The 11,303-nt window shown below is 57.5% G+C and carries 9 protein-coding genes; 3 read left to right on the top strand and 6 right to left on the bottom strand.

Annotation, left to right across the window (positions count from 1 at the left end; all coding sequences use genetic code 11):
- The first annotated feature begins 90 nt into the window (after window positions 1-90).
- Window positions 91-1,605 carry a M48 family metalloprotease gene (locus PIB16_RS10055; RefSeq protein ID WP_174044926.1) on the top strand — a complete coding sequence of 505 codons (1,515 nt, stop codon included), beginning with the start codon at window positions 91-93 and terminating at the stop codon, window positions 1,603-1,605.
- Window positions 1,606-1,617: 12 nt separating this feature from the next.
- Here PIB16_RS10055 and PIB16_RS10050 read toward each other — a convergent pair whose 3' ends face one another.
- Window positions 1,618-2,214: a TetR/AcrR family transcriptional regulator gene (locus PIB16_RS10050; protein ID WP_269831357.1), complete on the bottom strand. Its 597-nt coding sequence runs from the start codon at window positions 2,212-2,214 to the stop codon at window positions 1,618-1,620.
- 97 nt (window positions 2,215-2,311) lie between these two features.
- On the opposite strand from PIB16_RS10050, the gene PIB16_RS10045 reads away from it, so the two are divergent.
- Entirely contained in the window at window positions 2,312-2,818 is a 507-nt protein-coding gene (locus PIB16_RS10045) for a DinB family protein (RefSeq protein WP_271045553.1), read from the top strand.
- Window positions 2,819-2,879: 61 nt separating this feature from the next.
- On the opposite strand, the gene leuC is transcribed toward PIB16_RS10045, so the two are convergent.
- Window positions 2,880-4,289, bottom strand: a complete 1,410-nt coding sequence (leuC, locus tag PIB16_RS10040) for a 3-isopropylmalate dehydratase large subunit (protein ID WP_271045552.1) — start codon at window positions 4,287-4,289, stop codon at window positions 2,880-2,882.
- A 425-nt stretch (window positions 4,290-4,714) separates the two neighbouring features.
- Here leuC and PIB16_RS10035 point away from each other — a divergent pair, with 425 nt between their 5' ends.
- Entirely contained in the window at window positions 4,715-5,992 is a 1,278-nt protein-coding gene (locus PIB16_RS10035; RefSeq protein ID WP_125145339.1) for an MFS transporter, read from the top strand.
- A 122-nt stretch (window positions 5,993-6,114) separates the two neighbouring features.
- Here the strand turns inward: PIB16_RS10035 and PIB16_RS10030 are convergent, their stop codons facing one another.
- The 4 genes from PIB16_RS10030 to rplS form a co-directional block, all read right to left on the bottom strand.
- Window positions 6,115-7,047: a rhizobiocin gene (locus tag PIB16_RS10030; protein ID WP_104679595.1), complete on the bottom strand. Its 933-nt coding sequence runs from the start codon at window positions 7,045-7,047 to the stop codon at window positions 6,115-6,117.
- Between the two features lie 181 nt (window positions 7,048-7,228).
- Window positions 7,229-8,542 carry an HlyD family type I secretion periplasmic adaptor subunit gene (locus PIB16_RS10025; RefSeq protein ID WP_271045551.1) on the bottom strand — a complete coding sequence of 438 codons (1,314 nt, stop codon included), beginning with the start codon at window positions 8,540-8,542 and terminating at the stop codon, window positions 7,229-7,231.
- Window positions 8,535-10,265: a type I secretion system permease/ATPase gene (locus PIB16_RS10020; protein ID WP_271045550.1), complete on the bottom strand. Its 1,731-nt coding sequence runs from the start codon at window positions 10,263-10,265 to the stop codon at window positions 8,535-8,537. The genes PIB16_RS10025 and PIB16_RS10020 overlap by 8 nt, the downstream gene beginning before the upstream one ends.
- 290 nt (window positions 10,266-10,555) lie before the next feature.
- Entirely contained in the window at window positions 10,556-11,095 is a 540-nt protein-coding gene (gene rplS / locus PIB16_RS10015; protein ID WP_059759847.1) for a 50S ribosomal protein L19, read from the bottom strand.
- Window positions 11,096-11,303: the final 208 nt, after the last annotated feature.

Genomic DNA, 11,303 nt, shown 5'->3' with positions numbered 1-11,303 from the left:
CATCGCCCGTTGGGGCGAATCTGTTATTCTGGTCTGCAATTAACGGATGATCAGGAACGTTAGGGGCAGGCATAGAGAATGAGAAATAGCATGACTGCACAGTGGAGGCTCTTCTCCCGTTCAGGCCTTCGCCGTTCGGGCAGGATCGCTGCCGCCTGTTCCGTGCTGACCGCGTCTGCGGTGTTCCTGTCGTCGTGCCAGTCTCTTTTCAGCCCGGCCTACCAGTCCACCCTGCGCCCGTCGGATAATCCACAGACCGTGGAAGAGGTGCAGAAGAATGATCCCCGCGCCCAGATGGGCGCGCGCGAGCATCCGCGCATCGTGGCGAGTTATGGCGGTGAATATCGTGACGCCAAGACGGAACGGCTTGTCGCGCGCATTGCCGGTGCGCTGACCGCCGTTTCGGAAAATCCGCAACAGTCTTACCGCATCACCATCCTCAACTCACCGGCCATCAACGCCTTTGCGCTGCCGGGTGGATATCTTTACGTGACGCGCGGGCTTCTGGCGCTTGCCAACGATGCTTCGGAAGTGGCCGCCGTGCTTTCGCATGAGATGGGCCATGTCACCGCCAATCACGGCATCGAACGCCAGCGCCGCGAAGAGGCGGAGGTGATTGCCAGCCGCGTGGTGGCCGAAGTGCTGTCGAGCGATCTTGCTGGCAAGCAGGCGCTTGCGCGCGGCAAGCTGCGGCTCGCGGCCTTTTCGCGCCAGCAGGAATTGCAGGCGGATGTGATCGGTGTGCGGATGCTGGGTGAGGCCGGTTACGACCCCTTTGCCTCACCGCGTTTTCTGGATTCCATGGCGGCCTATGCGCGGTTCTCTTCGGCTGATCCCGAAAACGACCAGAGCCTCGACTTCCTTTCCAGCCACCCCAACACGCCGCAGCGCATCGAGCTTGCGCGCCGTCATGCTCGCGCCTTCGGCCAGGACGGTCAGGTCGGGGATCGTGGTCGCGACTGGTTTCTGGATGGCATAGACGGCCTGCTCTATGGCGATAGCCCGCAGGAAGGTTATGTCCGCGGCCAGACGTTCCTGCACGGAACGCTCGGCATTCGTTTCGATGTGCCGGAAGGTTTCGTCATCGACAACAAGGTCGAGGCCGTTCTGGCGACGGGACCGGGCGATATGGCCATCCGTTTCGACGGCGTTGCCGATCCGAAACAGACGAGCCTTGCCAATTACCTGACCAGCGGTTGGGTTGCCGGCCTGTTGCCGGAAACAGTCAAGGAAACCCAGATCAATGGTCTGGAGGCCGCGACAGCCCGGGCAAGTGCGGATAAATGGGACTTCGACGTGACCGTCATTCGTGTCGGCCAGCAGATATTCCGTTTCCTGACCGCCGTGCCGAAGGGCAATACGCAGCTCGATTCCATCGCCAATACATTGCGCACCAGTTTCCGCAAGATGACGCCGCAGGAAATCGCCTCGCTGAAGCCGCTCAGGGTACGGGTGGTGACGGTGAAGCCTGGTGAAACCGTGGCGACGATGGCGGCGCGGATGATGGGAACCGACCGGAAGCTCGACATGTTCCGCATGATCAATGCCATGAGCGCCACGGCCACCATTCAGCCGGGTCAACGGGTGAAGATCATTTCGGAATGAGCTGACGGCCTGTCATTCACCGGTTGCCTGAGACAGGTAGGCGTGAACAAGTGCAATCATTTCCCGTCTGACTTTGGGCGACTGCAATTCTCCGCGGCGGGCGGCATTGTGAATGATGCCGTCAATGGCATCGGATACGATCAGCGCCGTGGTTCTGCTTTCGACCTTTGTGTCGGCCGTCATATGTGCCGCGATCGCTGCAGCGTAGAGACCGAGATATTCCTGTTCGAAAACGCTGTTGGGATCGTTCGTCCCTTCGTGGCTGGGCGCATCGTCCAGAAGGACCTTGTGAAGACCGGGATGGATGCTGTGGACCCCGATCATGCCGGTCACGAGCTCTTCCACGAATTTCGCAAGCGATTGCCGCTTTTGCGAGACGCTCTTCATGACGGAGAGACAGTCCTCGAGGTGACGATGGCGCACCGCTTCCACGATTGAAATCTTGTCCGGGAAATATTGATAGAGCGAGCCGATGCTGACGCCAGCCGTTTCGGCGACCCTGTTCGTGGTAAAACCCGCCCAGCCATGATCGCTCAAAATGCGAGCCGCCGCGTGAATAACGGCATCGACCGTGGCGCGGGAACGCTCCTGACGCGGCTCCTTGCGCATCTCGGTCTTCCGCTTTGCAATGCGAGTAGACAAGACACCCTCCATGACGAAAATATAAACATAGTGCTCACATTTTTGAGATGTAAAGGATATTGTGATGAGGGATCTGCTCAGGAGCCTGCTCGGCTATCACCAATGGGCGAACAGGGACTTGTTCGAGAAGCTGAAACACCTCGATCCCGTCCACAATGCATCTGAACGGCACACGGCAATCCGGCTGATCAATCACTATTACGTCGTTGCGAGGATTTTTTCGGGTCACCTCACGGGAACGGCACACGGCTTTCTCTCGGATAATACCGAGGCAACGCCGCAGCTGGATGATCTTGCGAAGGATGTCGCCGCTCTCGATGGCTGGTATCTCGATTATCTCGAGAAAACATCGCCGGCATCGCTTGGCGAATTCGTCGCCTTCACCTTCACGGATGGGGACAAGGGTTACATGTCCCGCGCTGAGATGATCTCACATATGGTTCTGCATGCGGGCATTCACAGGGGCGAGGTCGCGCGTATTCTGAGCCAGCTCTCCATCACGCCGCCCTGGGATACTTTTGCCGTGTTTCTGCACGGCACGCAGCCGCAGCGGCGTTTGCAGGGACTATAATAAAAACCACCCGCCCCCTGCGGGGGACGGGTGGCTTTCCTGCAACGATGGCCTCAGGAGCTTATTGCCACTCACGCACGTCGACGAAATGACCGGCGATCGCCGCCGCTGCCGCCATGGCGGGGGAGACGAGGTGGGTGCGGCTCTTGTAGCCCTGACGGCCCTCGAAATTGCGGTTCGAGGTGGAGGCGCAGCGTTCGCCGGGTTTCAGGCGGTCGTCATTCATGGCAAGGCACATGGAGCAGCCTGGCTCGCGCCATTCGAAACCGGCTTCGAGGAAAATCTTGTCCAGACCTTCCTTTTCCGCCTGTTCCTTCACGAGACCGGAGCCGGGCACGATCATGGCCGAAACGGTGGGAGCGACTTTACGGCCGTCGACGATCTTCGCCGCCGCGCGCAAATCCTCGATGCGGCCATTGGTGCAGGAGCCGATGAAGACGCGGTCGATGGCGATATCGGTGATGCGCGTGCCGGGCTTCAGGCCCATGTAGTCAAGCGCACGCCACTTGGAAGCGCGCTTGTTTTCTTCCTCGATATCATCGGGATCGGGAACCATGCCTTCAATGGAGGTCACGTCTTCCGGAGACGAGCCCCAGGAGACGATGGGCGGCAGGTTGGCCGCATCCAGCACCACGACCTTGTCGTAATGGGCGCCTTCGTCGGATTTCAGCGTTTTCCAATAGGCGATGGCCTGTTCCAGCGTTTCGCCCTTCGGCGAGCGCGGCTTGTCCTTGATGTAATCGAAGGTGGTTTCGTCAGGTGCGATAAGACCCGCACGGGCTCCGCCCTCAATGGTCATGTTGCAGACCGTCATGCGGCCTTCCATGGAGAGCGAACGGATCGCCTCGCCGGCAAATTCGATGACGTGGCCGGTGCCGCCAGCCGTGCCGATCTCGCCGATAATGGCGAGGATGATGTCCTTGGCGGTAACGCCATCGGGAATTTTGCCGTCGACACGCACCAGCATGTTCTTGGCTTTCTTCTGGATCAGCGTCTGGGTCGCCAGAACGTGCTCCACTTCCGAGGTGCCGATGCCATGCGCCAGTGCGCCAAAGGCGCCGTGGGTCGAGGTGTGGCTGTCACCGCACACGATCGTCATGCCCGGCAGGGTGAAGCCCTGTTCGGGGCCGACGATGTGAACGATGCCCTGGCGCTTGTCGCGCTCGGAATAATATTCGACGCCGAAATCCTTGGCGTTCTGCGCAAGCGCCTCCACCTGAATGCGGCTTTCCTCGTTCTTGATGCCTTCCAGCCGGTCGGCCGTGGTCGGAACGTTATGGTCGACAACGGCCAGCGTGCGGGCAGGCGAATGCACGGGACGACCGGCCATGCGCAGGCCTTCGAAGGCCTGCGGGCTCGTCACCTCATGGACGAGGTGACGATCGATGTAGAGAAGACAGGTTCCGTCCGGGTCACGATTGACGACGTGGTCGTCCCAGATTTTGTCATACAGGGTGCGGGGTGCGCTCATGGCTCTATGCCTTGTCATGGAAAAGGGTAATCAGGGTTCAGAAAAGCGTGGACAGCGGTACTGTCAGGCGAGCCTAAGTCGGCTGGTGAGCGCCCCGGAAACGCGCGCAAAGAACCGTGCCGGCAGACGCTTGTGGTCCTGCAGCACATAAACATTCTGCGCGAGACATCCGAATTTAGATCCCATGGCAGCCTTCATACCAGATCGCCGGTTTTACGGCAATATCAATGCGCATAGCATGGAACGCGACTGTCCGGCATTTTCTATGTGCACTGCATCACGGCTGAAGGCCCGTAACAAGCCTGCCCTGCTGGGGTTCTCCAATGGTCATGATGCAATGCAACTTGCGTATTTTGCGATGCACATATAGATGGGTTCCCTTATCATTTGCGTTTCGACGAGAAATCGAAGGGAGGGAAAAGCATATGGTATCCGAAAAAGCCCTTATCTCGAAGATCACCTGGCGGCTGATGCCGTTTCTTGGCCTTCTCTATCTCATCGCCTATATCGACCGCCAGAATGTCAGCTATGCCAAGCTGCAGATGGTCGACGCGTTGAGCCTCAGCGAATATGCCTATGGTCTTGGCGCTTCGCTGTTCTTCATCGGTTACTTCATCTTCGAAGTGCCGAGCAACCTGTTCCTCAACCGTTTCGGCGCCAGCAAATGGTTTGCCCGTATTCTGGTTTCCTGGGGCGCCGTCACCATCGCGCTTGCCTATACGCAGAACGCCACGATGTTTTACATCCTGCGCTTCCTGCTCGGGCTTTGCGAAGCGGGTTTCTTCCCCGGCGTATTGTTCCTCATGACGCTCTGGTTCCCGCGCGATTATCGCGGCCGCATGATCGGCCTGTTCATGATTTTCAGCGCGCTTGCCAATGCCATCGGCGCGCCGCTCGGCGGCATGCTGCTCGATCTGGATGGTTTCCTTGGTTATGCCGGATGGGAATGGGTGTTCCTCGCCACGGGTATCCCGGCGGTCATCGCCGGCATCGTCACCTTCTTTTATCTCGACGATACCCCGGAAAAGGCGAAGTTTCTGACGCAGGATGAGAAGGACTGGTTGAAGAACCGGCTGGCCGAAGAAAACAGGGGCATGGAAGAGCATGCGGAGGACGGCTTCAAGGCGCTGGTCAATCCGCGCGTTCTGTTCATGGCGCTCTGCTATGTCGGCTTTCCGCTGGCGGCCTATGGTCTCAGCTACTGGCTTCCAACCATCGTGAAGAGCTTCGGCGTTTCCAACACCGCCAATGGCTTCATCAACATCATCCCCTGGGTGATCGTAGCCGTCGCCCTGTTCGTTGTGCCCCTGGCCGCCGACAAGGCAAAGAACAAGACGCCCTATATCGTCGGTCCTGCCTTCATCGGCGCCTTTTGCCTGTTGATGTCGGCATTGCTGAGCGATCCGGTCTTGCAGTTCGCCTTCCTCTGCATCGCCGCTGCAGGCATCTTTGCCGGTCAGCCGGTGTTCTGGAGCCTGCCCGGCCGCTTCCTCAAGGGAGCAGGTGCGGCCGCCGGCATCGCCGCGATCAATTCCGTCGGCAATCTGGGTGGCTTCGTGGCGCAGAACGTGGTGCCCTGGATCAAGGATCAGACCGGCAGCACCATTGCGCCGATGTTCTTCCTTGCCTTCTGTTTGGCGCTTGCCGGGGTGCTGGTCATCGTCGCAACGCGTAGAATGGGCAATCAGGCCAAGGCTGCCTGACTTTGGAAGATTGCGACGGCTGCCACGAGTGTCGGCGGTCGCATACATAAAAAATCGTGGCCTGGATTTTTTCCGGGCCACGATCATTTTAAGCAGCAAATAATGAATTCTCTTTGAGAGAATTACGCCGTGAACCAGTCGCTACCGGTGAGGTGAACACCGGCGACAACGATCTTTTCGCCCTTGTGCTCGCCAGTGACGTTGTAGGTGAGGATGGTGTCGCTATCGTCGATCCTCACCGCCCAGTTATCGATTACCGTGCCGACCAGTTTCAGCTTGTCCATGGAGGCGTTGAAGCCTTCGATGCTGTCGGTGGCGGAGCTTTTGGCCATGTCGCCGAGATTGAAGACGAAGGTATCAGCGCCACCGCTTGCAATGATGCGATCGATACCCGTGCCGCCGGTTACCAGCGAGGAAGCCAGCTTCACTCCGCTCAGGTCGATTTTGTCGTCACCGGCGCCTGCATTGATGGTGACATTGGTGAAACTGCCGTCGGTTACGCCAGCGCCACCATTCACAGCCTGGGCGAGAATACCGCCCGTACCTTCGGCTGAGGTGTCGTTGAACGACTTTCCTGCCTTGAACGTGATGGTGTCGTTGCCAGCACCTGTGTCGACATTGAAGGCATTTGACCAGAATTTCTCGTTCGAAACGAGAGAGACGGTTACCGTATCGTTACCTGAGCCCGTTGAAATATTGCCACGCTTGGCATTGAGTACTTCAACATTGGATGAACCCGTGCCGCCGAGGTGAACATCGACGTGAACGATATCCTTGAACGAGAGGTTTTCGGATGTGTCGGATTTGGCGAGGACGTTTTTAACGGAATTCCACGCCGTCGTTACGTCGAAATTGAAGCTGTTCGTGTCGGCATTGTATCCGACAGCGATCTTGGCACCCGGGGCGGCCTGAACGATGCCGGAATTGAGCGAGGAGCCGGTCTTGGTCTGCGTAGTCGCTTCATCGAGGAGTTTGTATGTTTCCTGATCGACCAAATTGGTAAGCGAAGCGACAGTGTAGGCGCCACCATTACCGAAAGTTACTTTTAACGCCATTTTACACTCCATAAATTTTGAGAAATCGATGAATTGAAATTAAATTTATAATAAATATTGCGGGTGATATTTAATACGTAAAAAATGATAATACAATATAAGAAATTGTTTTTTTGAATAAAGTGCGTCTTTAACGTGTTGCGGAAATTCCTTTCGTAAAATTATGGGCAATGGAAACTGTTTATTCCTGGACGAAGGTCTTTTTGAGCCTGTCCTGGAACGGCTTCACAAAATAAGAAAGAACACTCCTTTCGCTGGTTTGTATGAACACTTCGGCTGGCATGCCGGGATATAATTTCCCGCCGGGCAGATGACCCATTCCGGCCTTGTCGGGTTTGATGCGCAGCGCGTAATAAGATGATCCAGTTCGGGAATCTGTCTGCAGATCGGGGGCGACGACAGCAACTAGCGCGCTCAAATCCGGCGTCGTGCTTTGATTGAATGCCGTGAAACGAATGGTGACCGGTTGCCCGACGTAAATCTGATCGATGTCTCGTGGAGTTATGTTGGCCTCGATGGCAAGCTCATCCTGCTCCGGCACCACCAGCATCAGCACTTCACCCGGTTGAATGACGCCATTTATATTGTGCACCGAGAGCTGGTAGATGCGGCCGGCAATCGGTGAGCGGATGTCGAGGCGATCCAGCTGGTCGCGCGTTGCCGCCAGCCGCTCTTCATATTCCGCGACGGTCGCTTCGATCGATGTCAGGTCTTTCGTGACTTCCGATTTGCGGTCTTCATCGAGCTGAAGCAATTGCAGGTCCAGTTCGCTCAGCTTGCCCACTGTCTGTGCCCGGGCGGCGATGTATTGGCCCTGCTGACCTTCGAGATTGGAAAGCTGGCGCTTGAGGAGATTGAGGCGCTGAAGTGTGACAAGCCCTTTTTTGAAGAGCTCGTCCGTCTTGGAAACATCTTCCTTTACAATGGCGAGCTCATTGTCCGTCGCCTCCACCTGCACCTCGAGGCCGCGTGCCTCGTCGGCGAGTTGGTCCTTGCGTGTTCCCAGCTGCTTTTTCATGCCGATCAAGGCGTTGCGACGGCTATTGAAAAGGTTCTGTTCGCTGTCGATAAAGGTCTTGGCCGCCTTCGAACTCGTCAGTGCCACCAAATCTTCCTGCACGATGAAAGACGGCGCCTCGGCAATTTCCGCACGCAGACGCGCTCGACGCGAGTAAAGCTGCGCAAGCGTATTTTCGACGATTGAGAGGTTCGCCTGCACGACGGTGGCGCTCAGCCGTAACAGGACCTGACCGGCCTCGACCCTGTCACCTTCGGCGACATTGATCTTGCTGACGATGCCGCCCGAAAGATGCTGGATTTTCTTGGAGTTGCCTTCAACGACAACCCGGCCGGTGGCCACCACCGCGCCGGCAAGCTTTGCAAAAGCCGCCCAGCCGCCCAATCCGACCAGCAGGCCAAGGGCGAGAACGACCACTGCGGTCGAGTGCCTGAGAATGGACGCATTCGTCATACCGGGTTTTTCCGCCTCAACCATTTTCGCTCACCCGGTTTTCAATCTTGCGCGTTTCTTCCTCAGGCACCTGGCGGATGTTCTGCCGCAGGATTTGCGCGAGCACCTCCTCCTTGGTGCCAAAGCGCAGCATTCGGCCGTTGCTCATCACCATCACCAGATTGACGCTTTCGATGGCGCTGGGGCGATGGGCAATGACGACGACAATGCCGCCACGCGCCCTGATGTCGCCAATGGCAGTGCGCAGGGCCGCTTCGCCTTCGCTGTCCAGATTGGAGTTCGGCTCATCGAGAAGGACGAAGAAGGGTTCGCCAAACAGCGCGCGGGCAAGGCCGATGCGCTGTTTCTGACCGCCCGACAAGGCCTCGCCACGGTCGCCAATATAGGTATCGTAACCCTTGGGCAGGTTCAGGATCAGCTCATGCACCTGCGCGGCCTTGGCTGCGGCGACAACCGCTTCCGCTGTCGCATCGCGGTCGAAGCGTGCGATGTTCTGCGCCACGGTTCCGGGCATCAGCTCCACCTGCTGGGGCATGTAACCGATGGATTTGCCGAGAAACTCGAAATCCCACTGGTTGAGCGCGGCCCCATCGAAGCGGACGGAACCGCGTTCATAGGGCCAGATGCCGGTCATCAAGCGTGCCAGTGTGGATTTGCCCGAGGCGCTTGGGCCGATGATGCCGAGACCATCGCCGGCGTTCAGCGTGAAGGAAATATCGGCGACCGTATCGCGCGCGCCATTGGGTGGCCCACCGGTTACCCGATCAACGGCAACGGTATATTGCGGGCGGGGCAAGGAGAGCGGCGGCGAGGGTTCGGGCACCAGTTCCAGGAACTCGTTGACGCGTTTCCAGCCCTGTCTTGCCGTCATGAAGCTGCGCCAGTTTGCAATCGCATGTTCGACAGGGCCGAGCGCCTTTGCGGAGAGGATCGAGCCTGCGATGATGCTGCCCGCCGATGCATTGCCGTCGATGACGAGAACGGCGCCGATGGCCATGACGCCGGATTGCAGCAACAGGCGGAAGGTTCGCGACATGGCGCCGAGCATGCCGGCAGTATCGGATGTTGACAGGGTGATGGCGCGGTATCTGGAATGTAGCTCGTCCCACATGGATGTCACCGCCCCCATCATGCCCATGGTCTTGATGGATTCGATGTTGCGCTGGCTGCTGCCGACAAGGACGTTTCTTTGCCCTCGTGCGGTATAAGCCTGCTTTGTTGCCCGTTCGGTCAGCCAGTTCGTAAGGAGCGTCAGCACGATGAGAACTATAGCTCCGCCGAGCACAGCGAACCCGATCCACGGATGCAGGGCAAAACAGATCAGGAGATAGATGGGCAGCCAGGGAATGTCGAAAAAGGCCGCCGGGCCCGGTCCCGAGAGGAACTGGCGGATCTGATCGAGATCGCCGACGATCTGCAGCCCATCGATCTTTCCCGAGGCAAGGAGCGGTGCACTGATCGACGCCCTGAAAAGCTTCTGATTGAGCGCGTCGTCCATATTGTCCGAAATGCGCGCCAATATACGGCCTCGCAGCGCGTCGAACCCCATCAGAAACGCGTAGAGAACGATCAGGAGAACGACCAGTGCCACAAGGGATGGAATGCTCTTGCTTGGCAAAATGCGGTCGTAAACTTCCAGCATGAAAAGCGAGCCGGAAAGATTAAGAATGTTCATCAACGCGCTGGCGAGACCAACGGCGAAAAAAGCGGACTTATTTTTTGTTAAAAAAGAATTAAATAAAAACATAATAACACCTGAAACAGCAAGAAAATCGCACAATAAATGCAATTAGGCAATGCTGTTCGAGGATGGGCTAAAACACTCGAGCAAGAAATCAGGCAGGCATTTGTCGCCGGTCGAAATTTGCCACATCTTTCCGCAAAGGAAATGATTGAAAGAGCTTCGGTATTCTCCGGCCAGCCAATGCTCGCCAAACGCGGCTTTCAAGCCGCATGCGTGCTTTGTTGCGTTATATCCACGCAACAAAAAAGGCGGCCCGAAGACCGCCTTTCAATCAATCCATCGAAATGGAAATCTTATTCCGCTGTGGCTTCCGCAGCCTTTGCTGCTTCTTCCGCTGCCTTGGCTTCTGCGGCTTCGGCTGCTGCCTTCTCGGCGGCGAGAGCCTGTGCTGCTGCTACCTTTTCGGCCTCCAGACGTGCCTTCTCGTCGGCAAGTGCCTGACGCTCGGACTCGTTCAGCTTGCGGGCGCGCGTACCGGTGTTCTCAACGATACGGGCAGCCTTGCCGCGACGGTCGCGCAGGTAGTAGAGCTTCGCGCGGCGAACCTTACCGCGGCGAACGACTTCAACGCCTTCGACCAGCGGGGAGTAGATCGGGAATACGCGCTCGACGCCTTCGCCGTAGGAGATCTTGCGAACGGTGAAGCTTTCGGAAAGACCGCCGCCGGAACGGGCGATGCAAACGCCTTCGTAAGCCTGAACGCGGGTACGGTTACCTTCGGTAACGCGCACGTTGACGCGCAGGGTGTCGCCCGGAGAAAACTCGGGCAGGGTGCGCTTTGCTTCGATCTTGGCGGCCTGTTCGGCTTCCAGCTGCTGAATGATATTGGTCATGTTAACCTCTGATTTCTTCTGAAACAGCCAGAGCGCTCAACGGTTCGTCTGTCGGTCAATGCCTCCAGACCATGCCTTTCGGCAGGAGCGGGTTCGCCATTCTTTGCTTTCGGTTGGGATATTTCCCATTTCCACGCGGGCACATACACGAGGATGCGCCGTTTGTCATCCCTTTCATGACAATATTTTATCAATTACGCGCCGCGTT

Origin of the sequence: Agrobacterium sp. ST15.13.015 (genome assembly GCF_027871645.1) — a bacterium.
In the GTDB taxonomy this organism is placed as follows: Bacteria; Pseudomonadota; Alphaproteobacteria; order Rhizobiales; family Rhizobiaceae; genus Agrobacterium; species Agrobacterium leguminum.
The sequence above is the reverse complement of the archived record's forward strand: the minus strand, read 5'-3'. Positions and strand labels throughout refer to the sequence as shown.

Excerpts from the sequence above, each read along its gene's own strand:
- PIB16_RS10055 (WP_174044926.1), top strand. The coding sequence starts at position 91 with ATGACTGCACAGTGGAGGCTCTTCTCCCGTTCAGGCCTTCGCCGTTCG.
- PIB16_RS10050 (WP_269831357.1), bottom strand. The coding sequence starts at position 2,214 with ATGCGCAAGGAGCCGCGTCAGGAGCGTTCCCGCGCCACGGTCGATGCC.
- PIB16_RS10045 (WP_271045553.1), top strand. The coding sequence starts at position 2,312 with ATGAGGGATCTGCTCAGGAGCCTGCTCGGCTATCACCAATGGGCGAAC.
- leuC (WP_271045552.1), bottom strand. The coding sequence starts at position 4,289 with ATGAGCGCACCCCGCACCCTGTATGACAAAATCTGGGACGACCACGTC.
- PIB16_RS10035 (WP_125145339.1), top strand. The coding sequence starts at position 4,715 with ATGGTATCCGAAAAAGCCCTTATCTCGAAGATCACCTGGCGGCTGATG.
- PIB16_RS10030 (WP_104679595.1), bottom strand. The coding sequence starts at position 7,047 with ATGGCGTTAAAAGTAACTTTCGGTAATGGTGGCGCCTACACTGTCGCT.
- PIB16_RS10025 (WP_271045551.1), bottom strand. The coding sequence starts at position 8,542 with ATGGTTGAGGCGGAAAAACCCGGTATGACGAATGCGTCCATTCTCAGG.
- PIB16_RS10020 (WP_271045550.1), bottom strand. The coding sequence starts at position 10,265 with ATGTTTTTATTTAATTCTTTTTTAACAAAAAATAAGTCCGCTTTTTTC.
- rplS (WP_059759847.1), bottom strand. The coding sequence starts at position 11,095 with ATGACCAATATCATTCAGCAGCTGGAAGCCGAACAGGCCGCCAAGATC.